Annotated in this window: 24 protein-coding genes; 23 read left to right on the top strand and 1 reads right to left on the bottom strand. The window is 41.1% G+C overall.

From position 1 onward, the window contains the following. Nucleotides 1-177 precede the first annotated feature (177 nt). The 3 genes from ACHOLT_RS02995 to ACHOLT_RS02985 all read left to right on the top strand — a co-directional run bounded on the left by ACHOLT_RS02995 (nt 178) and on the right by ACHOLT_RS02985 (nt 4,587). Nucleotides 178-2,187, top strand: coding sequence for a sigma-54-dependent Fis family transcriptional regulator (locus ACHOLT_RS02995; protein WP_425805694.1), 2,010 nt, complete (start codon nt 178-180; stop codon nt 2,185-2,187). A gap of 307 nt (nt 2,188-2,494) precedes the next feature. Further along, nucleotides 2,495-4,162 (top strand): AMP-binding protein, encoded by a 1,668-nt coding sequence (locus tag ACHOLT_RS02990; RefSeq protein ID WP_425805692.1) that lies wholly within the window; start codon nt 2,495-2,497, stop codon nt 4,160-4,162. A 254-nt stretch (nt 4,163-4,416) separates the two neighbouring features. Further along, nucleotides 4,417-4,587: a hypothetical protein gene (locus ACHOLT_RS02985; RefSeq protein ID WP_425805690.1), complete on the top strand. Its 171-nt coding sequence runs from the start codon at nt 4,417-4,419 to the stop codon at nt 4,585-4,587. Nucleotides 4,588-4,844: 257 nt separating this feature from the next. Here ACHOLT_RS02985 and ACHOLT_RS02980 read toward each other — a convergent pair whose 3' ends face one another. After that, complete coding sequence (locus ACHOLT_RS02980) at nt 4,845-5,042, bottom strand: zinc-ribbon domain-containing protein (protein WP_425805689.1); 198 nt, start codon at nt 5,040-5,042, stop codon at nt 4,845-4,847. 561 nt (nt 5,043-5,603) lie between these two features. Between ACHOLT_RS02980 and ACHOLT_RS02975 the strand changes: the two genes are divergently transcribed. From ACHOLT_RS02975 to nrfD, 20 genes are all read left to right on the top strand, one after another. Then, nucleotides 5,604-6,842, top strand: coding sequence for an ABC transporter substrate-binding protein (locus ACHOLT_RS02975; RefSeq protein WP_425805687.1), 1,239 nt, complete (start codon nt 5,604-5,606; stop codon nt 6,840-6,842). A gap of 16 nt (nt 6,843-6,858) precedes the next feature. Beyond that, nucleotides 6,859-7,734, top strand: coding sequence for an ABC transporter permease (locus tag ACHOLT_RS02970; RefSeq protein ID WP_425805685.1), 876 nt, complete (start codon nt 6,859-6,861; stop codon nt 7,732-7,734). Beyond that, a complete protein-coding gene (locus tag ACHOLT_RS02965; protein WP_425805683.1) occupies nt 7,727-8,539 on the top strand; it encodes an ABC transporter permease in 813 nt (270 codons plus the stop codon). The genes ACHOLT_RS02970 and ACHOLT_RS02965 overlap by 8 nt, the downstream gene beginning before the upstream one ends. 21 nt (nt 8,540-8,560) lie before the next feature. Beyond that, the gene (locus tag ACHOLT_RS02960) at nt 8,561-9,571 is read left to right on the top strand and encodes an ABC transporter ATP-binding protein (RefSeq protein WP_425805681.1); all 1,011 of its coding nucleotides are present in this window, start codon (nt 8,561-8,563) and stop codon (nt 9,569-9,571) included. Nucleotides 9,572-9,653: 82 nt separating this feature from the next. Then, a complete protein-coding gene (locus ACHOLT_RS02955; protein WP_425805680.1) occupies nt 9,654-10,454 on the top strand; it encodes a nucleoside hydrolase in 801 nt (266 codons plus the stop codon). A gap of 78 nt (nt 10,455-10,532) precedes the next feature. After that, a complete protein-coding gene (locus ACHOLT_RS02950) occupies nt 10,533-10,865 on the top strand; it encodes an arsenosugar biosynthesis-associated peroxidase-like protein (RefSeq protein ID WP_425805678.1) in 333 nt (110 codons plus the stop codon). An 8-nt stretch (nt 10,866-10,873) separates the two neighbouring features. Continuing rightward, nucleotides 10,874-11,854, top strand: coding sequence for an arsenosugar biosynthesis radical SAM (seleno)protein ArsS (gene arsS / locus ACHOLT_RS02945; protein ID WP_425805677.1), 981 nt, complete (start codon nt 10,874-10,876; stop codon nt 11,852-11,854). 332 nt (nt 11,855-12,186) lie between these two features. After that, nucleotides 12,187-12,666, top strand: a complete 480-nt coding sequence (locus ACHOLT_RS02940) for a GNAT family N-acetyltransferase (RefSeq protein ID WP_425805675.1) — start codon at nt 12,187-12,189, stop codon at nt 12,664-12,666. Beyond that, on the top strand, nt 12,663-13,511 hold the full coding sequence (locus tag ACHOLT_RS02935; RefSeq protein WP_425805673.1) for a TIGR04282 family arsenosugar biosynthesis glycosyltransferase: 849 nt from the start codon (nt 12,663-12,665) through the stop codon (nt 13,509-13,511). The genes ACHOLT_RS02940 and ACHOLT_RS02935 overlap by 4 nt, the downstream gene beginning before the upstream one ends. A 45-nt stretch (nt 13,512-13,556) precedes the next feature. Next, a complete protein-coding gene (locus tag ACHOLT_RS02930) occupies nt 13,557-14,690 on the top strand; it encodes a (Fe-S)-binding protein (protein ID WP_425805671.1) in 1,134 nt (377 codons plus the stop codon). Continuing rightward, a complete protein-coding gene (locus ACHOLT_RS02925; protein WP_425805669.1) occupies nt 14,663-15,688 on the top strand; it encodes a DUF169 domain-containing protein in 1,026 nt (341 codons plus the stop codon). The genes ACHOLT_RS02930 and ACHOLT_RS02925 overlap by 28 nt, the downstream gene beginning before the upstream one ends. A 14-nt stretch (nt 15,689-15,702) precedes the next feature. Continuing rightward, on the top strand, nt 15,703-16,488 hold the full coding sequence (locus ACHOLT_RS02920) for an MBL fold metallo-hydrolase (RefSeq protein ID WP_425805667.1): 786 nt from the start codon (nt 15,703-15,705) through the stop codon (nt 16,486-16,488). 43 nt (nt 16,489-16,531) lie between these two features. Beyond that, nucleotides 16,532-17,557 carry an NADH:flavin oxidoreductase gene (locus tag ACHOLT_RS02915; protein WP_425805665.1) on the top strand — a complete coding sequence of 342 codons (1,026 nt, stop codon included), beginning with the start codon at nt 16,532-16,534 and terminating at the stop codon, nt 17,555-17,557. 32 nt (nt 17,558-17,589) lie between these two features. Beyond that, nucleotides 17,590-18,606 (top strand): phosphotransferase, encoded by a 1,017-nt coding sequence (locus ACHOLT_RS02910; protein WP_425805663.1) that lies wholly within the window; start codon nt 17,590-17,592, stop codon nt 18,604-18,606. 26 nt (nt 18,607-18,632) lie between these two features. After that, nucleotides 18,633-18,938 carry a hypothetical protein gene (locus ACHOLT_RS02905; protein ID WP_425805661.1) on the top strand — a complete coding sequence of 102 codons (306 nt, stop codon included), beginning with the start codon at nt 18,633-18,635 and terminating at the stop codon, nt 18,936-18,938. A 49-nt stretch (nt 18,939-18,987) separates the two neighbouring features. Then, nucleotides 18,988-20,277, top strand: a complete 1,290-nt coding sequence (tig, locus tag ACHOLT_RS02900) for a trigger factor (RefSeq protein ID WP_425805659.1) — start codon at nt 18,988-18,990, stop codon at nt 20,275-20,277. 263 nt (nt 20,278-20,540) lie between these two features. Next, nucleotides 20,541-21,662: a (Fe-S)-binding protein gene (locus tag ACHOLT_RS02895; protein ID WP_425805657.1), complete on the top strand. Its 1,122-nt coding sequence runs from the start codon at nt 20,541-20,543 to the stop codon at nt 21,660-21,662. Nucleotides 21,663-22,080: 418 nt separating this feature from the next. Beyond that, a complete protein-coding gene (locus ACHOLT_RS02890; protein WP_425805655.1) occupies nt 22,081-24,321 on the top strand; it encodes a molybdopterin-containing oxidoreductase family protein in 2,241 nt (746 codons plus the stop codon). Between the two features lies 1 nt (nt 24,322). Then, a complete protein-coding gene (locus tag ACHOLT_RS02885; protein WP_425805654.1) occupies nt 24,323-24,871 on the top strand; it encodes a 4Fe-4S dicluster domain-containing protein in 549 nt (182 codons plus the stop codon). 16 nt (nt 24,872-24,887) lie between these two features. Next, on the top strand, nt 24,888-25,814 hold the full coding sequence (gene nrfD, locus ACHOLT_RS02880; protein WP_425805652.1) for an NrfD/PsrC family molybdoenzyme membrane anchor subunit: 927 nt from the start codon (nt 24,888-24,890) through the stop codon (nt 25,812-25,814). The last annotated feature ends 23 nt before the right edge of the window (nt 25,815-25,837 follow it).

Here is a 25,837-nt window from a genome sequence, read left to right as displayed (position 1 = left end):
TCTAGTGTTTCATAGGAGCTGGGACATAAAATAATGATAATGAAATACTGTGTCCCATTATGAAAAAATGAATAAGTATAGTTTTTAAACTGAGATAGAAATGTTATTATTAGTACAAGAACTAATTATAGCTCTATAAGAAATTTCGATAAATGATAATCTGAGGTGATAACATCTATGGAGCCACTAAAAAAGCTATTAAGTCCGTTTACAATTGAAAATGAAGCGAATATCGCTCTCCTTACGGATAAAATAAAAAAGCAGAAGATGGATGTACTTAATAAAAAAATTCCTCCTTCTGAAGTCGATTCAGTTCGACCCGAAATAGTTACCTCTTGGATTAGATCGTTTAATCATGGACTTGATCCTTCCCGTTATCATTATCCACCGGTTCTTGATAAAGAATCCTTGGAAAAACGACTTATAGAAAAAGCACCTTTTATCCAAGCCGCAAAGCCCTATGTTCAGCAATTGGAATATCTCTTATCCAGTGAGGAAACTTATATTATTCTCAGTGATGAACAGGGTGTAATCCTTTGTATGGTAGATGAATTAGGTAATAATAAATATAACCTTGTACCAGGTTCCGTATGGAATGAAGAAACAACAGGGACTTGCGCGCACGGTATGTGCATTATTTTAAAAAGTCCCATACAGCTTTGTGGAGCGGAACATTTTAGCCGAATATTTTCAAGCATCTCCTGCTCCTCGGCTCCCGTATATGGCGTAAACGGGAATTTAGAGGGAACACTCAGTATAGTAAGCCCGTGTATACAGAGCCAGAATGCGCTTTCTCTTGCATTTGTAATTACAATGTCTATGGCTATTCAAAAAGACTTCCAACTAAATGATGAAAATGATATGTTTAATGCGACCTTTATGGGTACAACGGATGCAATGATTGTCCTGGATGACAAGGGGACGATAGTGGCAGTAAATGAAGTTGCAAATGCAATGTTGGAAACTCCAGATCAAGTTTTGGTAGGTTCCAACATCGAAGAAATTATAGGACCTCAACCTTTTTTCGAAACCGTAATTGAAATGCGAAAACCAATCCTGAATATCGATATACAAGTAAAAAAGAAGAAACAAACTCTGCACCTTTTTTCTGCATTGCCAGTTAATAATAAAAGCAATGGCTGTATATTAACCTTTAAAAAGGTTGAACAAGCGATAAAGAATGGGAAACCATCCAATGGTTCTATTACACGCTTCACCTTTGATCGGATTGTCGGCAGTTCTCAGCAAACCTTAAAATCGATAAGCTATGCCAAAAAATTTGCACTTTCTGATTACAATATAATGATTCAAGGCGAGAGCGGTACAGGAAAAGAAGTATATGCCCAAGCGATTCATAACGCAAGCAGGCCTGATGGACCTTTTATTGCATTAAATTGTGCGGCAATTCCCAAAGATTTAATAGAAAGCGAATTATTTGGTTATGAGGGCGGAGCCTTTACTGGTGCTGAGCGGCAGGGCAGATCTGGTAAAATAGAGCAGGCGAACGGCGGAACTCTATTTTTAGATGAGATTGGGGATATGCCGATCGAATTACAAGCGGTTCTTCTAAGGGCATTAGAAGATAAAATTGTTACGCATGTGGGGGGGAGTCGCTATATTTCTGTGAATTTCAGATTGATAACTGCAACTAACCGAAATTTGCAGGAACTTGTAAAGAAAAAACAATTCAGAGAAGATCTATACTATCGTATATCGGTATTTAGTATCGTGATTCCGCCTTTGCGGGAAAGAGGCTCAGAAATTATTCAATTGGCAGAGCATTTTGTTAATATTTTTTCACAAGAGAATGGTTTGCAAAAACTTACTTTAAGCAGTGCGACTAAATACGTCTTATTGGATTATAATTGGCCTGGAAATGTGCGTCAGCTGCAAAATGCTATGCTCTATGCAGTATGTATGTGCAGTGATGGCACTATTCGTCCGGATTGTCTGCCTGAAGAAATATGTAAATCGACAAGATCTTACGAAGAACAAATGCAGACAGAATTAATAGCAAATAATACATCAGAAAATAATAGCCCATCGATGAAAGATATTGAAAAAATGGTGATTAAGAAGGCACTTGATGAAAACAGTAATATTCGTAGTGCTGCCAAGATGTTAGGGTTAAGTAAATCCACCTTATACCGTAAAATTAAAGAATATAATCTTATACACGAAATTTAAATAAATAATATAATTCATTTTTAAGCTCCTCTAAGTAAACTGATTTTAGTATATTTAGAGGACATTTTTATTTCTTAACATAGTTTTCAATATGGGAATTTAATTCTCATAAACAATGATTTTTGTCCCACCAATTAAAAAATGGCTTGATATTGGTCAATTTTTACTCTGGCATAGAAAATGCAATAAACTAAAAAAGATTTGAACGATGAAATTAATTTCCTTGGAGCTAAGCGTTTATATTTTTATTTGATTTGAATTTATTCTGAATTGCAACAAGATAGAGTTCAAGTTAAGGAGAATTAATATGAAAGAAAAGCTTTGGCAAAAATTTTATGATCCGGGAGTAATTTTATCACCGACATATTTAACGATACCGCTAAAAGAACAATTTATTGCCCAGGTCAAAAAAGATCCAGATCGTCCCTACATATACTGCTCGGATCAGGTCATAACCTATCGAGAGGCGAATATTGCAGCATGCAAATTGGCTAATGCTCTAATTAATGCCGGAGTACGAAAAGGTGACCGTGTAGCAATTACACTCCCCAACATCTCGGAATTTGTTATTTCTGTACAAGCATGTTTAAAAATAGGAGCAATTATTGTACTTACCAACCCTCGTTATAAAAAGAGGGAACTTACCTATCAATATAGTGACAGTGGGGCAGAAACCGTTATTTGCTTAAATGAGAATGAAAACATAAATATAGAATTGTTAAAGGAAAAAGCTGGATTCTTAAAAAGGGTAATTGTTATACCTAACGTTGAGGTGGATTCTAATTTGCCAGAAGGTATAGTAGGTTATAAAGAATTTGTTCGAAATAGCCCGGAATATGAGCCTGAGATAGACATTGACCTAGAAGACATCGCAGTCTTGGTATATACAGGTGGGACTACGGGTGTAAGTAAAGGATGCTGTGTTACCCATAAAAATCTGATTGCAGTTGCCTCCGGTTGGAAGCAAATGTGTCAATTCTTTACTGATGTTGAGCATTATAAAGTATTGTCTTCAACCCCTATGTACCATGTTCATGGTTTTCAAACCACAATCAATGCCAATATTCTTTTGGGAGGGAGTATCATAATATTGCCCGAGATAACCATTGATAACATAATAAAAGCCATTCACAAATATGAGCCCAATGTGTGGCCGGCAGTACCGGCTCAAATTTGTGCTTTAACGAAACGCCCGGATCTTCCAATATCTAAAGTTAAGAAGATTCAACATCTGGGATGTGGCTCTGCGCCATTGCCCGTTAGTCTTATTAGAAAATTTGAAGCTATGACATCCGTACCTATAATTGAGGGCTACGGTGCTTCTGAAACTTCGATGGCCGTTGCGAGCAACCCTATACGGAAAAGGAAAATGGGCAGTGTTGGGATTCCCTACCCTAATATTGATTTTAAGGTGGTGGATCTTAAAGCAGGTGAAATCGGATTGCCTGTCGGTGAAATAGGAGAATTATGCTTTAAAGGTCCTCAAGTGATCAAAGAATATTGGCAGCATCCGGATGAAACGGCTTTGGCCTTGAGAGATGGATGGTGGTACTCGGGAGATATTGGCTATATGGATGAAGAGGGTTATATTTTTGTTCTCGATCGAAAAAAGGATATGATTATTTGCAGCGGTTTTAATGTTTTCTGCAACGAAGTGGATGATATTCTAAATAGTCATCCGAATATCCTTGAAGCTGGGGTAGTCGGAATACCGGATAGCAAACGGGGAGAAACCGTAAAAGCTTTTGTTGTTGTCAAACCCGGTAAAGAATTATCCGAAGATGAAGTTAAAACCTATTGTCGGCAATATCTTGCCGCTTATAAGGTTCCTACTCTTGTGGAATTTATGGATACGCTGCCTCGAACATACGTACATAAATTGGATCGCAAGGCATTACGCTTAAGGGAAGAATGTTATAGAATGTCTTTGGAAAGTTCAGAGACCAACTGGAGTCATTCCTTCAGCGCCAGATAATTTGAGACTGCTGTGACTAAATGAATTCAAATATTTAATTAGTCACAGCAGTTTTATTTTGGGAAAGGTAATTGGGTCAAAGCTGTCCCTTTATGGGATAAATTATTTACTTACAAATGAATACATTGGCTGAAAGCTTGATTCTTCTAATCAGTTAAAAAAATAAACAAAATTTTTAAGGTGGCATAGTATTTGCAATAAATAAGGGAGATTGAGAAAAACAACGTATTTTAATTATGAGGAGGCAGTTATATATGTGTTTTCGTCCACCTAGTGCAAGTAAAATGTTAAAATGTCCAAATTGCGGTGCTCCCTGCCCGCCAATGGCTAAAAGATGTACAAAGTGTAAAACTGATTTAACTGGAGTTAAGGCTGAGGAAGTTAAGGTCGAAGCAACCGAAGATGATGAAGACGACGAAGAGTAAATCTTTTTTTATTTGAATTTAATACAATACTTAATAGCATTCTCAATCCTGATTTATAGAACATCTGAATCAGTTGTAAGGACTATGTGTAATGCAAAAAACCATAGGTTAAATAACATGACCTTGAATGTGGGGCATTGTTATTATCCTATGGTTTTTTGTAATATGATCGAATATGATTCTCCAAGATGAGGATCAAGTATCGTTTACCAGACTATTCTAATATAGTTATTTCTTCCTGTCTCCCCTTTTGAATTTTACCGATTAGAATGAATAGGCTGTACTGCTGTCATATTCTGATTATTTACAACCTTGTTCAGTTCAAGTACGGCTCCGCATTTTTTACAAATTTTTTTATCTCTTAAATTTGAAGAACCACATTTCGGACATTTAATAATTTGGTTATAAAGATTTTTACATCTTCCACAATCACTACAACTATAACACAACGGCATACAATTCTTCCTCCGTCAACGCTCTTCTAACCAATATTTTAGCACTCTTAGTATTACGAATCACGCGATTTCAGTAAATTCTTGGCTTCGAGTTCGATTTTGATTTCAGTTTCCGAAGATACTGTGACTAACGGTATTGACATTGTCTCATTATGAAACTGCCTTTTCCTTTATGATAACGAAAAGAAGAACTAGTCATACTGATATTTTTGAGAAACCCTTGTTTGACAAGGGTTTTTTTAATCCTGTCTAACTGGCATGTATTTTGCAATGGATATTTAGCGGTAAGATAATTGTCCCAAAAAGTTAAAAAAATATGAGAAATAAAGGAGTTGAGCGGTAAGACAAAATTTAAGGGGGTTCGAGTTTTATGTCATCGCATTTAAGAACAGTGACAATAAGACTTTCTCCGTCAACGTATGAAAAGATCAGGATGCTTGCAGAAAGCAGAGGTGAAACCTTTTCTGATACTATCAGGTATTTGATCAAACGCGGCTTAGAAAAGCGAATTTTAGATGTAAATACTAAAACATTCAAATACAGAGGAGGAACACTATTCAAATGAAAAAAAAGATAATTCGGATACTTATCGTCATGATGACCGCCGCACTGCTGCTGACAGGCTGCGGGCAAACTACCGCAACGAATACCTCAACTGCGGCATCAGGGAACAGTGATTTTGATGCAATCATTAAGGAAGCAAAAGGAACAACGGTTAACTTTTACGGCTGGGGAGGAGATGAGCTCCGCAACAAATGGTTAGATACGGTTGTCGCACCTGATCTGAAAAAGAAATATGATATTACGCTGAACAGAGTACCGATGGACATTGACCAGATCCTGAGCAAACTGTCCGGTGAAAAACAGGCGGGTACAGCAAAAGGTTCTATAGACATGATCTGGATTAACGGTGAGAATTTCTACTCGGCCAAAGAAAACGGTTTTCTATACGGACCGTTTACGCAAAAACTTCCCAACTTCCAAAAGTATATTGATGCCAATGCCAAGGAAAACAATTACGATTTCGGCTATCCTATTGAAGGCTATGAAGCCCCCTACGGAAAAGCTCAGATGGTGATGATCAATGACAGTGCGGTTGCTCCGGAGACCCCGAAAAACACAGCTGAATTGCTTGAGTTTGCGAAAAAATATAAAGGCAAAGTGACCTATCCGGCACTTCCTGATTTTACAGGCAGCGCATTTGTCCGGAATATCATCTGCGATATCGTCGGTTATGAGCAGTTTGCCGCGATGCCGGCGGATAAGGAAACCGTAAAGCAAGCGATTATGCCGGCGATTACATACCTTAAAGAATTAAACCCCTATCTCTGGAAGGAAGGAAAAACATTCCCGGCGACTTCCGGTCAGGTCGATAACATGTTTGCCGATGGTGAGCTGGTCTTAGATATGAGTTATGAACCTTATTCGATAACTACACAAATTGCGAATGGGAAATACCCTGCAACAGCAAAAACATTCCTGTTTGACAAAGGGACCATTGGAAACACCAATTATATAGCGATCGCTCAGAATTCACCCAATAAATCCGGCGCGATGGTGGCCGTCAATGAAATCCTTTCCGCAGAAATGCAGGCCTCTCAGTTCAGTGAATTAAAGGCTTTGCCGGTTGTCGACAATACGAAATTATCCGACTCGGAGAAGAAGCTTTTTGACAGTGTGGATACCGGAAAGGGAACCATCGCTCAAAAAGATCTCCTGGCCAAGAGAATCCCTGAAATGCCGGCTAAGCTTGTTCCCATCATAGAGCAGATTTGGCAGGAAGAGGTTGTCGGAAAATAAAATGAGGGGCAGCGCTGTGAAGAAATTTCAATCGGCACCCTATTGGCTGGTTATGCCGGTAGCTTTGCTCAGCCTGCTGTTTATCGCAGGAATTGTCAATGGGCTTGTGCAGAGCTTCGGCATCATTCCATCCTTGGGTCTAAATACGCCGACATTTCAATATTATATCGAAATCTTCAACCGTCAGGATTTGCTGGCCTCGATGGGGATCAGTCTATTTATCGCTGTTGTTTCATCAGTATTGGCGGCAGTGCTGGGAGTATTTTTGAGCGCAGTACTTGTTGCTTCAGGGATGGCGAAGGGAAAAATGCTGTCCCTGCTTAAAGTACCAATCCTGATTCCGCATACAGTTGTGGCCTTGTTTGTCATTGCTCTATTTTCGCAAAATGGATTATTAGCCAGAGGGGCCTATGCCTTGGGATGGATTCACACTCAGGATGCTTTTCCCTCCCTATTGTATATGAACAACGGGCTGGGCGTTATCTTAGCATATGTCTGGAAAGAAGTTCCCTTTATTGCGATCTTTGTGCTGACCATTATGGCAAATATCAGCTCGACTCTGGGAGAAGCGGCGGGAAACCTGGGGGCTTCCCCGTGGAAAACGTTTATTCATGTGACCCTGCCTTTGAGTATGCCGGCGATTAAAAATTCATTTTTAATCGTTTTTGCCTATTCCTTAGGAGCATATGAGCTTCCTTATTTATTAGGGTCAACAACCCCCAAAGCCTTGCCGGTTCAGGCCTTTATAGAATATACACATCCGGATTTGCGGCACAGACCCTATGCGATGGCCCTAAACTCGATTCTGTTCTTTATTTCCCTGGGGCTAACGCTGTTATATTACCGGCTATTCCAGCGGGAAGGGAAGCGAAGGGGTGATACCCATGAGTAAAAAAGTCACGGTTTTCTGGAGATTGCTCATTGCTTTTTTTACATTTTCTATCATTATTCCCTTTACAGTTATTGCGGTGTGGAGTTTTACGGGACGCTGGGCGTGGCCTCGGCTTTTTCCTGAGAGCTTTTCCCTGCGGGGGGTCCAGGAATTGTTTGGAGGATATTCCGGAGCTTTGCAGGTGTTGGGTTCAAGTATACTCATCTCAATGGCAGTTGCCTTTTTAGCTGTGATTATCGGAACGATGACGGCAAGAGCATTGGTTTTCTATGATTTTCGCGGAAAAGAGCTGATCCGCTTTGGCACCATATTGCCCATTATTATTCCGGGTACGGTTTTTGCGATGGGGATTCATGTTATTCTAATCCGATTGGGATTGGCAGACAATGTATTCGGGGTCATCCTGGTTCATTTAATCTGTGCTCTTCCCTATTCCATCAAAATCATGACCGATAATACAGCTGCATTCGGGCGAAAACTGGAGGAACAGGCGCTAGTTCTTGGGGCCTCACCCGGTATAGTCATGACCCATATCACTCTTCCCTCCCTGCTTCCGGGAATAATCTCTTCGGCTAGTCTAGCCTACATCCTGTCTTTTAGCCAGTATTTTATAACTCTAATCATTGGCGGAGGAAAAGTAAAAACATTTTCAATGATGATGGTGCCTTATCTGCAAAGCGGTGACAGAACGATTGCCTCTGCCTACAGCCTGGTATTTGTAGGATCGGCATTGCTGATATTTATCATCTTTGAGAAAACAGCCAAGAAGTTCTGCCAGAACGAGAGCGAGTATTTTTTTGCATAGTGTAATTTGGAGGGTTATCCTTTGAAATTAGAATGTCAAAAGCTTTGTGTATCCTATAATCATACAGAAATGCTGCACTCTGCCGATTTTTCAGTGCATGACGGAGAACTGGTCTCTTTATTGGGACCTTCCGGGTGCGGAAAAAGTACGCTGCTGAAAACAATTGCCGGTTTGCTTCCGCCTGATAAAGGGGATATCTTAATGGACGGAAAAAGCATCCATCAGCTGCCGCCGTATCAGCGAAGAACGGTCATTGTTTTTCAGGATTTGCGTTTGTTCCCGAACATGAACGTCGAGGAAAACATTGCTTTCCCCCTGAAAATACAGGGCGTTAACACTGAAACCCGGCTGAAAGAAGCTCGAAAATTACTGGAAAAAGTACAATTAGGCGATTTAGGAAAACGAAAAATCTCCCAAATGTCAGGAGGGCAATTACAACGCGTCGCGCTGGCCAGAGCATTGGCTGCAAAACCAAAAGTATTGCTGCTCGACGAGCCTTTTTCCAGTCTTGATGAAAGCCTGCGGCAGAACATGCGCAATCTCGTTGTACAATTGCACAAAGAGTTGGGCATTGCCACGGTGTTAGTCACCCATAATCCCCAGGAAGCGCTGATGATTTCGGACCGCATTTCCGTTATGTTTGATGGGAAGATTGTTCAGGATGATTTAGCTCGGTCCCTTTATCAGGCACCGGTCAATCAGTCTGTCGCCGATTACTTTGGTGAAGCAAGCTATATTGAAGGCAGAGTTGTGAACGGGTTCTTTGAGAGCCGTGTAATAAGCTTTCCGGCGACTCATCCGGACGGAAATTACAAGGCGATGTTCCGGCCGACTGCACTCCGACTAGGTTCGGAACAGGGCGAATACGAGATCACCAGGATTGAATTTCTTGGAGAACATTGTCATATTACCCTTCAATACCTGGGAATCAGACTATTGCTGTCTGTGTCGACGAGTGAGGATTTACAGATGGGCAGAAAGGTTTCTGTTGAGTTCGACACAACCAGAGCCGTTTTATTTAAAAATGGCTAGTTTGTATGGAAGAGTCAGGCTTGCTCTGTTTGGAATCATTCAAAACCTAGCTTTAACGTACTAAATTTATAAGGTGTTGGATATGAAAAAGATTATCTTTGATTGTGACAATACGATGGGAGTTACGGGCTGTGATGTCGATGACGGTCTGGCTCTGATCTATCTTCTCGGTAAAAGTTCTGCAGAACTGCTGGGTATTACAACAACCTATGGAAATAGCGATGTTGAGACTGTTTATGCCAATACGTCCAGGATGTTGAGCGATCTTGACCGACAGGATATCCCCGTGCTTAAAGGCTGCGCATCGAGAAAACAAATCGAAAGCGAAGCAGCTGAATATATCCTGGATACAGTTAGAGAGAATAAAGGAAATATCTCGATATTAGCCACAGGTTCCCTGACCAATCTGTATGCAGCCTATCTTTTGGACAATACGATTTTTGAACAGGTCTCTGAGGTTGTCCTGATGGGCGGAATTCAGCAAGAGTTAATCATCAATGGGATTCTTTTGAATGAATTAAACTTCTCCTGTGACCCTGCGGCGACAGCCTGTGCCCTGAAAAATGCAAGGAATTTATCTATCGTCACGGGAAATCACTGTCTGGACGCTTTTTTTACCAAGCAGGAGTTTAAAGAAAGACTTTCCTTTTGCGATCAACCCATAGGAAAATATATCGCTCAGACATGTTCTTACTGGTTCGAAAACATGATGAAAAGGTTCAATCTAAATGGCTTTCACAACTGGGATGTCGTTGCTGCCGCTTATTTAATGAATCCTGCATTGTTTAAAGATCATTATGATAGTATTCTTCTCGATCTGAATAACTTGAAAGCGGTTTTCTGGAAAATGGCAAACAGAATGATAACAACACAGTCAGGGTAAATATTCCAGTAATAAATAATTTAAAGAAATTTACTGAAGATGTTTATGCTGCGTGGTTAGGTGTATAGGAGATAGAACATGAAAACGTACTATAATCCAGATGATTTGGTTCAATTTGGGAATATGGGTGAGGATGCACCCGAGCTATGGGAAAAGTTCATGTCATATTACAGCAAGGTATTTGAAGAGGGTGCATTGACGGCAAGGGAGAAGGCTTTGATTGCTTTGGCAGTTGCTCATGCCGTCCAATGTCCCTATTGCATTGATTCCTATACTCAAACCCTTTTAGAAATGGGTGTTAATCAGGAACAGATGATCGAAGCAGTCCATGTCGCTGCAGCAATCAGGGGCGGTGCAACTTTGGCTCATGGTATGCAAACGAAGAATGCTATTAGAAAACTTGAACTGTAGGAGGAGCTATGGAGGAGAATAAATACTTAAAGCAGTTACAGGCATTTCCTTCCTTTATCGACAAAGAAGAGTGCCAGAAGTTCTGTATGACCAATGAGAATCTCGATGTTATGCAGATTAATATCGGAAAGATGTGTAATCTAGCGTGCAAACATTGTCATGTTGATGCTGGAGCGGTGCGCAAAGAGATGATGAGCAAGGAAGTGATGGAAGCCTGTCTCGATGTCTTTGAGAAGGATGACTTCAAGACTTTGGATATCACGGGTGGAGCACCGGAGATGAATCCGAATTTTCAGTGGCTCATTGAAGAAACAGGCAAACGGAAAATCCACACCATTGTTCGTACAAACCTAGTTATCCTGAGTGAGGAAGGCTATACTCATCTTCCGGAACTTTATGCTCAAAATAAAGTTGAGATTGTTGCTTCATTGCCTTATTATACGGAAAAAGATACTGATAGGCAGCGAGGTAAAGGGAATTTCTCGAAAATGATATCGATGCTACAAAAGCTGAATCAATTAGGCTACGCTAAAGATCCCGAGTTGGTACTGAATCTAGTCTATAATCCTGGGGGTGCATTTTTACCGCCGAGTCAGGAAAGCTTGACAGGGGAATTCAAAAGGAAATTGGATCACTTATATGGGGTTTCTTTTAATTACTTATTTACAATTACCAATAATCCCATTGGAAGGTTTGGAGATTTTCTTGAACGAAGCGGAAATTTGACGACTTATATGAATCGCTTGATATCTTCCTTTAACCCGACGACGGTCGAGAAAATTATGTGCCGCAGCCAGTTATCAGTAAGTTGGGATGGAACTCTATATGATTGTGATTTCAATCAAGCCTTGAACTTGGAGGTTAATGGTGTAAATTGCATTCAGGATCTGAAGGATATTGCACTTAGAGCGAGAAAGATTGTGTTCGGGAATCATTGCTATGCTTGTACAGCAGGGGCTGGTTCCAGTTGTGGCGGAGCAACGGCATAAAAACGGACACAGAATTCTTTAGTGAAATTGTCCCCTAAGAATAATGGTTTTTAACCGATATTTTTAGGGGGCATTTTTTCATTATTTATCCGATTCGTATCAAAATGAAAAAATATATTTTCAAAATGAAAAATTGTCTTACCAATGTAAGACACCTAAAAATAGAAATCATTGATTTTGTAGGACGTGAGCGCAGCTAATTAGGTTGGCACGATTCTTGCTTAATTAGTAAAGTAAAGGCTGGCTCATTCAACAAAGTACTCCATACTATTTCTCGTGTTTTGTAGCTATTGATGAATTATTTTTGCTGAAAGGAGGTTTTAACGTAGTTTATGTCTGCTGAAATTATGTTTGCCAAAGAACAAGATGAGATAGAACTTAATGAAATTCTCTGGGACTATGATATGGGGATTCCAGGCCAGGCCGAAGAGATGCTCATCTTAAAAAAAGAGGGTCAGACTCTTGGAGGGGCAAAGATTGTTGAGGTTGAAGACAATAGCTTTTTTTTAGAAGTACTAGGGGTAAAGCAAGAGCGACATTCTCAAGGAATTGGGCGGCTCCTTTTAAATGAAATTCTTCAGAATCCATGGAAATGCTGCAAATATCCCTTATCTAAATTTAAAATTAAAAAGTTATACACCATCACGACTATGGCAAGAGGATCTGCAGTTGGTTTTTATAAAAAATTGGGTTTCAAAAACTGTGATTCCCAAATGCTGCCCCAAGTATATAGAGAACAATGTGATTTTTGCCCGGATAAAGGAGAATGCGACCCGGCTCCTATGATTTTTACTGGAGGGATTAAGGCATGAAAAAGGCAATACTCGTTTTTACTAAGGTTCCAAGAGTCGGAGATTGTAAGACACGCTTAACGGAAGCCCGTGGTGGTATTCTGACCTACGAGGAAGCGACGGCATTATATGAAGCCTGCTTGCTTGATGTTATTGAGGTAAGTCTGTCAGTTGAAGAGGCAGATGTTTGGATCTGTTATAACAAGGAGGGAGACCGTTCCTACTTAGATTCACTTTTAGTTCAAGTTAAAAATGCTCAAAAAATTGCAGGGATTTTCTCCGACCAGGGAGGAAGTTTCGACGACTGCATGCAATATGCGACAGACCACATTCTTAAATCAGGAGCAGAAGATCGCTTAGCGGATTGTTTATTGATTAGCGGTGGCGATCTGCCTTCATTGCAGCCCTATATTTTGCAAGATGCTTTAAATAAGTTAGAGAAATTAAGTCGAAGTGTATCTGGGCAGAAGGTTGCTGTTCGTAAAGTAAAAGCAAGCGATGGTTCATTGATTGGAGCCGCTCTCGTGGAAGGTGCATGCCAAGAAGGCGGATTCTCTTTAGCCGGTGTGACTTGCTCGACGAATTTTACGTTTAACGAAGTTTTTTATAACAAAGATGGAATTACCGCACTGGATATGATGGTTAATAAAGCGGGAGATGACCAAATTCCCATAGCTTTTGTGGAAGAAGTACCAGATATAGATATTCCGGTAGACCTTGCAAGCATGATGCCTGTTCTACGTGTTATCGAGCTTGCGGCAAAGTATGATCCTTCTGTAACCGTTCCGGAAAGGACAATCCACTTTCTGAATGAGATGGGTCTGCAGTCGGTTGCTCTTCCTCCTGCTGCGAGAGAATCAGTATAAGTAAGTCGACTTATTTTATTACGGTGGAGGAGGGAGTAAATCGTTATGAGTTCTGAGAAATTAAGTAAGGTATGTCAGGAGATACAGGAAAATTGTATAAGCTGTGGGCAATGCTCCTCTGAATGTCAAATGCTGCAGGAGATAGGTGAAGAGCCGGCGAGCATTGCCGCTCGAAAACCTTATGTCGAGGAGGCTTACGAATGCTCCCTCTGCGGTCTATGTGAAGCAGTATGCCCATCCTCACTAAGCCCTAAAAATATGTTTGGTGAAATGAGGGCGGAAGCGGTTGAGACCGGGGAGATACCTATTAATGAATATCGGTATATGTTCCCAGATCGAAAAGTCGATGTGACCAAGTTATATCGCGAAGTCAATGGTATTGACTATCAGGACTTAAACCTGAACAGGGCAAATCCCGTTGCCTTTTTCCCCGGATGCACGATGCTTACGTATTCCCCTCAATTGACACGGGCCGTTTATAGCAACTTGTGCCGGAAGTATCCGGATCTTATTCTCATGACAGATTGCTGCGGTCTGCCTTTGTATCAATTAGGGTTACGGGATCGAGGGAAAAAGTATGGAGATACGGTTAAGGCAAAAATTCGGGACTTAAAGATAGAGACTGTAATTGCGGTGTGTCCTAATTGTTTCTACCAACTCGGACCCATCTTAAAAGAAATGGGAATAAAACTTTTAACAGTTTATGAGGTGCTTGAGAATCTATCCATTTTTAATCAGTCTAATGTTCTCGGTCAAAAGTATAGAGTTACAGTTCATGACTCATGCCCGGACCGTTTTGAAGGAATATTTGCTTCTCAGGTAAGATCTGCTTTACAAAAAAAGGGATATCAGTTGATTGAAATGGAGCACAACAAAAAAACATCAACCTGCTGTGGAAGCGGCGGCGAGGTGAGTCATTTTAATCCGGAAATGGCGGATAGCCGGGTAAAAGCTCGTTTGGATGAGGCAGAGAATTCAGGTGCGCAAATTCTTGCAGCCTATTGTTTGTCCTGCGTTTTAAATTTTGGCCGGTCTTCGAATAAGATTCAATCCAAACATGTTTTGAATTTACTGCTGGATGTAGAGCAAGATTTTGAGGGGTTAAAGAAGAAGTCGAAGATGATGTTTGAAGGACCTGAAGGGGAAAAAATGTGGGAGCGGATTATGGCAGAACCGTAAAGGATGAACAAGAAGCAGAAAAAGGGGAAGAGATTAACTTGAATTACCAAGAAATGACTCGAATTTTTAAAGAGACACTGTCGCTTCGCTGGGACCCTGTGGCGGTAAGGCTGATGCGTCCTAATGAGGAAAGGCCGCCGCAATTAGTCGAACCCCCAGTCCCTTTGAGACATTGCCAATCCATAATTACAGCCCGTCGCGGAAATTGTCTTTATATGCCTCCGCGAAGTCATGCTTGCCCTGATGGTTCAGGTATTTTGGGCTTAGTTGAGATGTCTTCTAAACTTCGATCAGGTGATCTATATTTACTTTTTAAAAAGATGCCCAATATAGAAACAGCTCAAAAAATGATTAGTTCCCGTCCTGAATTCGAAGCGGGAAGTTTTAAGGCCACTCTTCTCGCGCCTTTAGATAAGGCCCCCTTTGAACCCGATGTCGTCGTTTTTACGCTTTGGCCAGAACAAGCCATGTGGCTTTGCTGTTCCCAGACATATGCAAATGGGCAGCGCCAAAATTTCAAAACCTCAGGCTTTAATTCAACCTGCGCTGATTTAATCGTTCAACCGATGAAAACAGGGGAAATGAATATTTCCTTTGGATGTTATGGGGCTAGAGCTTCGAGTGAAATTGATGATTTTGAACTTTATCTTTCCATTCCGGCTCAAAGGCTTGAACCGATTGCGCAATCGTTATTGAAATTGTCACAGAAGAGTATTCCTGAAGAAAGAAAAAAGATATATATGCAGCCTGTTATGGATAAAATCGGAACTCGTCGGCCGGAAATTAACGAATCCGGGGCTGGCGTTGAAATTTTTATTGATACGGATCAATGTCTGGGGGATGGACTATGCAGTGCTTTTTGCCCCACGGGAGTCTTAGAAATTGAGGAGATCGCTGGGCGGAAAGTGGCAAGGGCAGCTCACCCCGAAGACTGCAGCGCGTGCTACACATGCGTGGGTCAGTGTCCTCAAAAAGCCATCCAGTTGTCTTATCGATAGAAAGGAAGAGTCAGATGAGTCCAGAGTTTAAGCTCTTAGGAACGGGAGCTGGGCCAGGGGTACCGGCATTTTATTGTGATTGTATTGCATGCCGGGAGGCTCGAAAAAAACCTCAGCGTGCTCGAACGCGCAGCGGAGCCTTCATTGATACGGGTAAAGAAAGAATTTTAATAGATGCTTCTCCTGACTTGAGAAGCCAATTAATGAAGGAGCAAATTGATTCTCTCGATTATCTTTTTATTACCCATTGGCACTATGATCATTTCGGAGGAATTGGCGATTTAGAATTCTATATAAAACTTAAGCGAAAACACCCCGTCAAATTGTTTTTACCCTCCAGTGCAGTCGATGATTTTCAGGCGGCTTATCCATTTATGATGGATGTATTTGAACTGGAGTCCTGGGATTATGAACGAAGCTATAATTTCTCAAACGTTAAGCTGACCGTATTGCCTGCAAACCATGGCATTCAGACAGGTGGGCTTTTATTAGAGGCGGACCAAAGGATTGCCTATTTTACAGACACATCCGGGTTACCGGAATTAACGGAGCAGAGAATTAAAGGGGTAGATACGTTAATCTGTGATGCCACATTTCATGGGGAGAATTGGTATCCCAATAATCATATGTCAATTGAAGAAGCCATTCAATTAGGTGAAAAGGTTAGGGCAAGTCATACTATTCTAACGCATCTTGCGATGCATTACAGCGCTCCCACAACGGTACAACAAATTGAAGAGGAGCTGCATTTTTATCCTAAGGTTTCCATAGCTTTTGATGGGTTAACCTTGCAATTGTAAGTTTTAAGGGCCGTAAATAAAGGGGGGATGACTTATCAAACCATTGTTTTCTGACCTGAAAATCAAAAATTTAACCTTTAAAAATCGAATTGTACTGCCCCCTATGGCACTAGATATCGCTTCAGAGAAGGGGGAAGTTACAGCAAAGTTAATTGAACATTATCGCATACGGTCCCAGGGGATCGGACTTATTATTGTCGAGCATTCTTACGTCAGTCGAAATGGAAAAGCTCATCCCTGCCAATTAGGTATTTATGATGACGAACTTATCAAAGGTTTAGAACATTTGGCAAGGGAAATCCATAGAGAGGGAACTCCCGTGGGAATTCAGATCAGCCATGCGGGCGGAAGAGCATTGATGTCTCCTTGCGGGCCCTCCGGCACTCTATCTAAATATCTTTCACGTTTTGGGCAGAAAGGACCCGTAAAAGGATCCAAAAAATTGAGTAAAGAGAGCCTTCGTCGGATTGTTAATGATTTTGCCCAAGCTGCACGAAGAGCTCAATTAGCGGGTTTTGATTTCGTAGAAATTCACGGAGCACATGGTTATTTGCTGAATCAATTTTACTCTCCTTTGACGAATCTTCGCCGTGATGAATATGGGGGAACATTGGAAAAGCGCCTGCGCTTCCCGATCGAAGTTATTAAGGCCGTAAGAGGTGCAATCGGAGAAAATATGCCGATATTTTATAGATTAGGGGCTGACGATCGTTTAGCGGGTGGCAACAGTATTGAAGATAGTATAATTGCGGCTCGGCTTCTTCAGAATGCAGGGGTAGATTGCTTAGACCTGTCAGGAGGAATCTGTGGTTATCTTAAAAACGGGCCTGAAGGATTCTTTGCCTACATGGGAAAAGCCATTAAACCTGTTCTGGATATTCCTGTAATGGTTACAGGGGGAATTAAGACAGGGATTAAAGCGAATGAAATAATTGCTGATCACAGTGCTGACCTGGTAGGAGTCGGGAGGACTCTGCTTCAAGATTCCGAATGGGTTTCTAAACAGTGGCTGAAGATGAAATCTAATCAGAGCCTGATAGAGGAAAAAGATTATATGATTTCTGTTTAATTATTAAAATGACGAGGAAGGGAGGATGGGTATTGTTGCATGAACTGCTCGCACAAGACATTACTGCCTATGTTAATCGTGCACATTTTAAACGTTCCATGAATATTCAAACTCCTATTTATGTTCAATTCCTGGCTCAAGGAGAATATAATCTGAATTATCTTCTTAAGACGGATAGCCGGAATTATGTTTTAAGAGTAAATACCGGGAGCCAAATGAGCCTCGCTAATCAGATCCAATATGAATATCAAGCGCTGCAGCTATTAAAGCCCTCTGGTGTTACGCCACTACCGTATTATCTCGACGATCTGCGAAAGGAAATACCTTACGGGTTGCTTGTGATGGAATATCTTCCAGGTGCCCCTTTAAACTATTATTCCGATTTATCGGGAGCGGCTGTGACTTTCGCGAGGATTCACAGTATTTCGTTTAATCAAGGGGAAAACGATTTTCTAGTAAAAGCCAAGGCCCCTTTTTCCGCAATTCTAAGTGAAGCAAATAACCTATTAACACGTTATTTTGACTGTTCTGAAGCTAATCCTGAGGTTAAAGACCTTCTTGAGAGGAGCTATCTTTTTGGCGAAGAGAAAAGAAAAGAGGAAAGTTATTTTTTAAAAGAACCTTGGCACGCGGTAATCAATACAGAAGTGAACTCTCATAATTTTATCGTTAATCAAGAGAAAAAGAGCTGCCATCTTATAGACTGGGAAAAACCAATCTATGGGGAGCCGGCTCAAGATCTAAGCATGTTCCTTATTCGGACAACAACATTATGGAAAGCCGATGTCCTTTTAAGTGCAGAGCAGGAGGATTTATTCCTCAAAAGTTATACTGAGGAATTGATTCCTTGCCCCTATGTTCAAACTTTACCTGAACGTGTGCGGATTTTTAAATTTTTTAATACTTTGCGAGCCTTATCTTGGTGTGCGATGGCCTGGACCGAATATATAAAACCTGGACGGCCCTTGGTTAATAAAGATACTTTTGAAAAAATTAATATGTATTTAGAACCTAATTTTATTAAAGGCTGTTTTCCTGAGATATTTTAAATTATTGTAACGAAAGGAAGTATATTATGCCTTCCAAGCTTAGGTCAGTTACGATCAAATTAAAATTAAACATGTGGGAACAGATTGAAGTGATTTCGCAAAAAAAGGGTGAAACAGTATCCGAAACAATTCGCTATTTAATTGCTAGAGGGCTTGATGAGAGAGTCTATAAGGAAAATACTGAATTGATTGCCAAGATTGTTAAGGAACAAGTCGAGCAGGTTATGAGGCCTTATTTAGAAAACCTTCTTTATGAGGAACAGAACCCTCAAAGATTTATTAAGCCTGTTGATCCTAGGAAGCTTGCCATATGCAGAAGGAGAATCGGTTAATCAGGACATTCATCAATAGACAATTATCTGAATAAAGGGGTATGAATTTATGGATGCAACCTTAGAGAAAATCGAAAACAGTGAGGCTTTTTTTAACTTTTCTATTGAGGCAGAAAAATTCGAAAAGGCCCTTGAGAAATCGTTTAAAAAGAATATCAATAATTATGAAATTCCAGGTTTTCGCAAGGGGAAAGTGACAAGGGCAGTTTTGGAATCGAAATTAGGACCTGAGGTTCTATATCAAGATGCACTGGATTTTGTTGTTCCAGAAGAATATGCCGCAACTCTTCAAGAGTTAGAATTAGAGCCTGTTGGTGATCCCGATATTGAAGTTGGTTATATAGAAAAAGGGAAACCCCTGAGTATCAAAGTTTGTGTTCCGATTACTCCCGAGGTAACCTTGGGGACAATTGAAGGCTTAGAAGTTAAGGTACCGAAGAAGCGAGAAGTTACGGATAAAGATATCGAAAGATATTTAGAAGAGCTGCGTTCGCGGAATAAAAAAGTTATGGATAAATTCGACGAACCTGCTTCACCCGGAGATACATTAACCATCGATTACAAATGTACGGTTGAGGACATAGCTTATGATGATGTAATTGATTATAAATTTATGCTTGATTTGAGCAACCCCATTCTCGGATTTGAGGATAATCTTTTAGACGCCAAAAAAGGGGATTCCTTAAGTATTGAAAATCACTTTCCTGCAAACCACTCTTTAAAACAACTGGCGGGTAAAAAGGCTCGATTTATAGTCACTGTAAAAAAGGTTGAAAACATTCAGTTAAGAGAGCTTGATGATCAATTTGCCCAGGAAGTAGGGAAAGTTAAAAACCTGGAAGAATTAAGAATCAAGGCAAAGAAAGAACTTGTTGAAATGGCCTCCCTGCGTTCCACAAATATTTTAAGACAAGCGATTATCAAAGCAATGCTTGAGAAATGTGATGTTACCGTCCCTGAGTTTTTAATCATGCAGCGGGCTAAGGATATGCTGAATCAGTTTTCAAAACAATTGGCAGCTGAGGGAGGAGATATTGATCTATATCTTCAGATGACCCATAAAAAACCGGAAAGCTTCAAAAAGCAAATGTGGGAAGAGGCCAAGAATGCGGTTAAAACAGAGTTTATCTTAGACAAGATTATCAATGAAAAGGGCTTTGAGATAAGCGAAGAGGAACTGGATAAAGGATCCGAAGTTTTTGCCTCCCAAATTGGGATGGATAAGGGGAATGCCCGAAAAAATTTGGGTCCGTTAGTGAATAAAGTGCTATTTGAGTTAAAAGCAGAAAAGGCAATCCAATATATGATTGATCATGCAAAAATAATAGTTAATGACTAATTTTAAAATTTAATAAAAAATTGAATTTAAACTGTTTCAGGATAAGTGTCTGAAACAGTTTTTCTTTATCCTTCATATCAACAAAAAGTCTTAAAATGAAAAAATTTGTTCTTAAATGGAAAGTGCTAAAAGCTTATCTAAAATTTTAAAATCGTGAGGAATCAAGGTGTTAAGGTGAAATAGAAGGTTTATTTCGTTTGGCATAATTCTTGCTATATTTTAAGGTTGTGTCTAAACAGAGAAGGAGATGAGCCTTAGTAAAGATGAGCGAGAAAAGAAATCAAGATTGTACGAAGAAAATAATGGAACAGTGCACTGGCTGTATGACCTGCCAGGAAAGCTGCCGTGTATTGACAGAGATTAATGAAGATCCAGCTTCAATTGCTTCTCGAGGAATTACAGTAGATGAGGCTTTTTCCTGTGCCCTTTGCGGGAAATGTGAAGCAGTATGTCCTTTAGGTTTAAGTCCATACCATATGTTTGAACAAAGAAGAATAGAGGCAGTCAGGAATAAGGAGATGGATGTGAACGAATACCGTTATCTCTTTCCAGACCGTGATGTGACTGTCATGAGTATTTTCAGGGATTATTACGGTATCGATTATAATGACCTAAACCTATCCTTGCCCTCAGATACAGCCTTTTTCCCAGGATGCACAATGATGACCTATTCACCAGGACTCACCAGAAAGGTTTATGAAATTTTAAAGGAAAAGTATAAAAACCCGATTTTATTTAGCGAATGCTGCGGTTTACCGATGTACCAGATCGGGCTTCCTGAACGGGGAGACAAGATAAAGGAAGGAATCATAGCTAAAGCAAACAGCTTGGAAGTCAAACGTTTAGTTGTCGCCTGCCCGAATTGTTATTATCAATTTAAAAAAGAGAAAATCTTTAAGGATTTCGAGATTATTACCGTTTATGAAGCGCTGAAAGAGTACTTTATTCCCGCAATAGGGAGCGGGATATATACCATCCATGATTCCTGCCCGGATCGGTTTGAAGGGATTTATGCCTCTCAAGTCAGAGAGGCCCTTGATAAAGCAGGATGTAAGAGAGTTGAGATGAAACATCATGGAAAGGAATCGATCTGCTGTGGAAGCAGCGGCCAATTAGGTCATTTTCGGCCGGAATGGTCAAAAGAACACGAACTTCAGGCATTAGAAGAGGCGGAAGAGGCTGGGGCCGATACGATCATAGCTTATTGTCATGCTTGTGTGCTTAATTTTGCAAATATATCCTCAAAAATAAAGATTTTGCATGCTCTGAACGTTTTGCTTGGATTTATCGAAGATTATGGTGAAGTGAAACAGAAAGCCGGTGATATGTTCACAGGACCTGATGCCTTGGATCTCTGGGGAAAATTATTTGAAGATCCGGAGTAACCTAATATTAAGACCTAAAAGATACGGTTTTGTGTGAGAACACAACCTCTTTACTTTTACCTATAACTATGCTTGAGTACTTAATTTCGGAGTAATTGAAACATCGATAAAAGACAGATAATGGTCTGGTTATCCCAGTTGACTTGAGAATAGGCTTGAACACGAAAATATTGGTTTTTGTCTTACCTCATTTTTTCAAATCGTGTCCTAAAAAGAAACTGTTTTTTCAAAATGGAAAAAAACCGAGTAAATAATTATAAAGAGACATTGATATAATGCGCCTTTACGTGGATTGGCGGCTGGCACAGATCTTGCAACATAAATAAATTGTCAATTATTCTATATTTTTATCTCTTAACGCCATAAAAAGTTGGGCGTGGAAAGCAGGCAGAAATCAAATTTAACACTGGAGGAGAACATGAGTAAGATTGATTTGGAACAAGAGGGAATCGAAGTCAAAAAAGCATGTTGTTATTTCTGTCATCAGAACTGTGGTTGCTTAGTCTATGTCAAAGATGGCAAGGTTGTGGGCTTTGAAGGGGATCCGGATTATCCAACGAATACCGGCGGATTGTGCTGCCGCGGTAATGTCAATATGATCCATCTGGATCATGAGGCAAGAGTGAATTATCCATTAAAGCGCAAAGGAGAACGGGGAGCAGGAGAATGGGAACGCATCACCTGGGAGCAAGCCATTGACGAAATCGGAGCTAAACTCGAGTCAATCCGTAATCAGTTCGGCGCTGAAGCAGTAGCGACAGCCGGTGGTACAGCACGTACGGATGACTGGGCTCGCCGCCGCTTCATGAATCTTTTTGGCAGCCCAAATGGTTTCCACAATTCCCATTTGTGCTGGATTCCTACGTTTATGGTGGAAACAGCGATTTATGGATGGAGCCCGTTTGAAATTGATTTGGGGCTCAGTCGTTGTTTAGTGTTGTGGGGACAAAATCCCGGGGCCTCCACCTTGCCCGAAATGAGCGGAATCAGTGCGCTGAAAGCCAAAGGACTAAAGATCATCGTCATTGATCCGCGCTTTACGGAAACTGCGGCTAAGGCAGATTTATGGCTGCCCTTACGCCCGGGATCTGACCTTGCTTTAGCCCTTGCCTGGATTAATGTCATTATCTATGAAGGGTTAGCGGACTATGATTTCATTCAGGAAAATTGCGTCGGTTTTGATGAACTCATGGAACATGTGGGAGATTTCACGCCGGAGTGGGCCGAACCCCTTACGGGATTGAGTGCGGATTTAATTCGTGAGAGTGCTCAGATGTATGCCATGAATAAACCTGGCAACATCCAATGGGGAGTTTCGATTGACCAAATCGGAAAACCTGCTGGAGCGGCTATGCAAGCAAGAGCAATCCTTAGAGCGATCACCGGTAATTTGGACTGTCCTGGCGCAGATCTCTTGACCGGGCCAAGCAAAGAATTTGTGACCGATGAAGAAATGGAACTCAACGAGTACCTTCCAGAAGAACAAAGGGCAAAACAACTCGGTTCAGATAAATTTAAATTGGTGACCTGGCCGGGTTATGGACGTATCGCTGAAATAACAAAGAAATACTGGGGCAAGGCGCCTACCGCAGAATGGATGTGCGAGGCTCATCCGCCCACAGTCTATAATGCAATACTCACTGGAAAACCATATCCAGTAAAGGCTTTACTGGTTTCTGCCACGAATCCGGTTAACTCCTACGGAGAAAGCAAGAAAACGCTGGCTGCTCTGAAAGCGGTTGATTTCCTTGTCACTTGCGATTATTGGCTGACGCCTACGGCGATGCTATCGGACTATGTCCTGCCGATTGCCGGATCTTTTGAGCGCCCAACGATTACTTCGACCTATGGCTGCTCTGATTTCTTAATGTGTTCACAAAGAGCTATTCAGCCGATGTATGAACGTCGTACGGACTTTGAATTCTGGCGCGATTTAGGAATAAGATTGGGCCAAAAGGAACATTGGCCTTGGGAGACTTTAGAGGATGCTTATTTATATCGCATTAAAGATTTGGGATATGGGGTAGAAAGTTACGATGAGTTTGTAGAGAACTATCGTTACCACTTCCCGGAAAGAGAATACTTTAAATACAAATCAAGAGGGGGATTTGCTACTCCTTCGGGTAAAGTCGAACTTTATTCCAGTGTGTTGGAAGAATTGGGATATCCGCCTCTGCCGCAATATATTCCTCCTACTGAAAACGAAATCGATAATCCGGAGCTGGCCAAGGAATATCCATTGGTCTTAACGACAGGCGCAGGTGTTATGCCTTTCCACCATTCGGAACATTTCCAGATCAAAGAATTACGGTTTTTGCGTCATGAACCCCATATGCAAATCAATCCGGATACAGCCGCGCAATATGGAATCCAGGAAGGGGATTGGGTCTGGATCGAAACCAAGCGGGGACGGATTAAACAAAAAGCCAGTCTCACCGAAGGAATTCGACCGGGAACTGTGTTTACAGAACGGGGTTGGTGGTACCCTGAACGCGATATGCGTGATCCGGAACTCGGGGGTTGTCTTGAATCCAATACCAATGTGTTAACAAGTACCGCAGACGAAGATTGTGATCCAATGAGCGGAAGTTGGGCAAACAGAGGCTTATTATGCAAAGTTTATAAAGTAGACAGTGCAGACAAAAAGGAGGCTGAATAACATGGCACGTTATGCAATGGTTATTGATACGCGCAAATGTACCGGCTGTCAATCCTGCACAGTCGCTTGTCGAGTGAATAATGAACTTCCTATCGATATGATCTATAATCCCGTACCGACGTATGGTCCTATAGGAAAATTTCCAAATGTTCATATGGTCCATGTTCCTCTATTGTGCATGCATTGCGGCAATTCGCCTTGTGTGGATGCCTGCCCAACCGGCGCTTCCCAACAGCGTGAAGATGGGATTGTCTGGGTTGATGCGAACAAATGTGTAGGCTGTAAAGCTTGTGTTATGGCTTGCCCTTACGGAGCACGTGTCCCGAATCAAGCTACGGGAACAGTCCAAAAATGTAATTTTTGTAAAGATGACCGGGTTGACAAGGGAAAAGTACCCTACTGTGTTCAAACCTGCCACCAAAAGGCACGTATTTTTGGCGACATAGAAGATCCCAATAGTGAAGTTTATAAACTTGTTAATGGAACAAAAACAGTGGGGCGCTTGCTGGAAGAGCTCGGAACTGAGCCCTACGTTTATTATCTGTATTGATTGGAGGGGAGACAGAATGAGCCATAAACATGAAACCTGGGGTTGGATGTTAGCTTTTGATTTCTTTTTTGCAGGCATGGGTGCGGCGATGCTGCTTTATGCCGGAATTGCCGAGCTGTTTCTTTTAAACGGCAATCTTTCTACACTGGGTCTTTTTGCAGCTCCTATATTCGTCGCTGCGGGGGCTGGCCTATTGGTTTTAGAATTAGGAAGACCTTTTCAGGCTTTGCGCGTTTTTATGAATCCAAAAGCCATTTTGACCTTTGGAGCCTGGAATATGTCAATCGCCATTGTGGCAGGGCTGCTTTTGGCAACCAGCTGGGTTGATGTATTTCCTTGGTTTGGTGTTGTTGGACTGCGTAAAGTGTTAGCGGTCATTTGTATCATCACGGGATTTATCGTTGCTACCTATCCGGGGGTATTATTAGCACGTCATAAATCACGTCCTTTTTGGAACGGACCGGGAATGATGGTTTTGTTTTTAACCTCTTCCTTATTAACCGGAGTATCTGCTTATATCGTCTGCGGTCTGATTAGCGAAGCTTCGATCATTGTCTATACGGTGTTTCCTATCTTAGCAGCAGGATTATGTGCCTTCCAACTGGTTATCTGGGTGGGCTACCTCTGGATTAAGAGTACAGGGACGACAGAAAGAGAAGCGAATGCCGTCAAAAGATGGACAAGCGGTAATTTCGCAGCACCTTTCAAATATGGCTTTATTTTGTTAGGTACAATTGTACCCCTGATCTTATATCTGATACCTGATGCAATTTTTATAGAGATTGCTGGTTTATTAGCAATCCTTGGCGGACTGCTCATGCGCAACCTTGTTGTTTATGCAGGTCAGGACAGAACATGGTTACCGGGCGAGGAAAAATATCGTTCAGCATTACCTTGCGGTGATGAAGCATTCTTAAAAAAAGTATGGACTAAACAGATTTAGCATAAATGCAGCAAGAAAGTGGC

Origin of the sequence: Desulfitobacterium nosdiversum (genome assembly GCF_049860565.1) — a bacterium.
In the GTDB taxonomy this organism is placed as follows: Bacteria; Bacillota; Desulfitobacteriia; order Desulfitobacteriales; family Desulfitobacteriaceae; genus Desulfitobacterium_A; species Desulfitobacterium_A nosdiversum.
The sequence above is the reverse complement of the archived record's forward strand: the minus strand, read 5'-3'. Positions and strand labels throughout refer to the sequence as shown.

Bases quoted from the DNA above. Each gene is read 5' to 3' on its own strand.
- ACHOLT_RS02885 (WP_425805654.1), top strand. From the start codon at position 24,323: ATGGCACGTTATGCAATGGTTATTGATACGCGCAAATGTACCGGCTGT.
- ACHOLT_RS02955 (WP_425805680.1), top strand. From the start codon at position 9,654: ATGAAAAAGATTATCTTTGATTGTGACAATACGATGGGAGTTACGGGC.
- ACHOLT_RS02890 (WP_425805655.1), top strand. From the start codon at position 22,081: ATGAGTAAGATTGATTTGGAACAAGAGGGAATCGAAGTCAAAAAAGCA.
- ACHOLT_RS02965 (WP_425805683.1), top strand. From the start codon at position 7,727: ATGAGTAAAAAAGTCACGGTTTTCTGGAGATTGCTCATTGCTTTTTTT.
- ACHOLT_RS02940 (WP_425805675.1), top strand. From the start codon at position 12,187: ATGTCTGCTGAAATTATGTTTGCCAAAGAACAAGATGAGATAGAACTT.
- ACHOLT_RS02895 (WP_425805657.1), top strand. From the start codon at position 20,541: ATGAGCGAGAAAAGAAATCAAGATTGTACGAAGAAAATAATGGAACAG.
- ACHOLT_RS02920 (WP_425805667.1), top strand. From the start codon at position 15,703: ATGAGTCCAGAGTTTAAGCTCTTAGGAACGGGAGCTGGGCCAGGGGTA.
- ACHOLT_RS02990 (WP_425805692.1), top strand. From the start codon at position 2,495: ATGAAAGAAAAGCTTTGGCAAAAATTTTATGATCCGGGAGTAATTTTA.
- ACHOLT_RS02980 (WP_425805689.1), bottom strand. From the start codon at position 5,042: ATGCCGTTGTGTTATAGTTGTAGTGATTGTGGAAGATGTAAAAATCTT.
- ACHOLT_RS02995 (WP_425805694.1), top strand. From the start codon at position 178: ATGGAGCCACTAAAAAAGCTATTAAGTCCGTTTACAATTGAAAATGAA.
- nrfD (WP_425805652.1), top strand. From the start codon at position 24,888: ATGAGCCATAAACATGAAACCTGGGGTTGGATGTTAGCTTTTGATTTC.
- ACHOLT_RS02985 (WP_425805690.1), top strand. From the start codon at position 4,417: ATGTGTTTTCGTCCACCTAGTGCAAGTAAAATGTTAAAATGTCCAAAT.
- ACHOLT_RS02905 (WP_425805661.1), top strand. From the start codon at position 18,633: ATGCCTTCCAAGCTTAGGTCAGTTACGATCAAATTAAAATTAAACATG.
- ACHOLT_RS02950 (WP_425805678.1), top strand. From the start codon at position 10,533: ATGAAAACGTACTATAATCCAGATGATTTGGTTCAATTTGGGAATATG.
- ACHOLT_RS02975 (WP_425805687.1), top strand. From the start codon at position 5,604: ATGAAAAAAAAGATAATTCGGATACTTATCGTCATGATGACCGCCGCA.
- ACHOLT_RS02930 (WP_425805671.1), top strand. From the start codon at position 13,557: ATGAGTTCTGAGAAATTAAGTAAGGTATGTCAGGAGATACAGGAAAAT.
- ACHOLT_RS02935 (WP_425805673.1), top strand. From the start codon at position 12,663: ATGAAAAAGGCAATACTCGTTTTTACTAAGGTTCCAAGAGTCGGAGAT.
- arsS (WP_425805677.1), top strand. From the start codon at position 10,874: ATGGAGGAGAATAAATACTTAAAGCAGTTACAGGCATTTCCTTCCTTT.
- tig (WP_425805659.1), top strand. From the start codon at position 18,988: ATGGATGCAACCTTAGAGAAAATCGAAAACAGTGAGGCTTTTTTTAAC.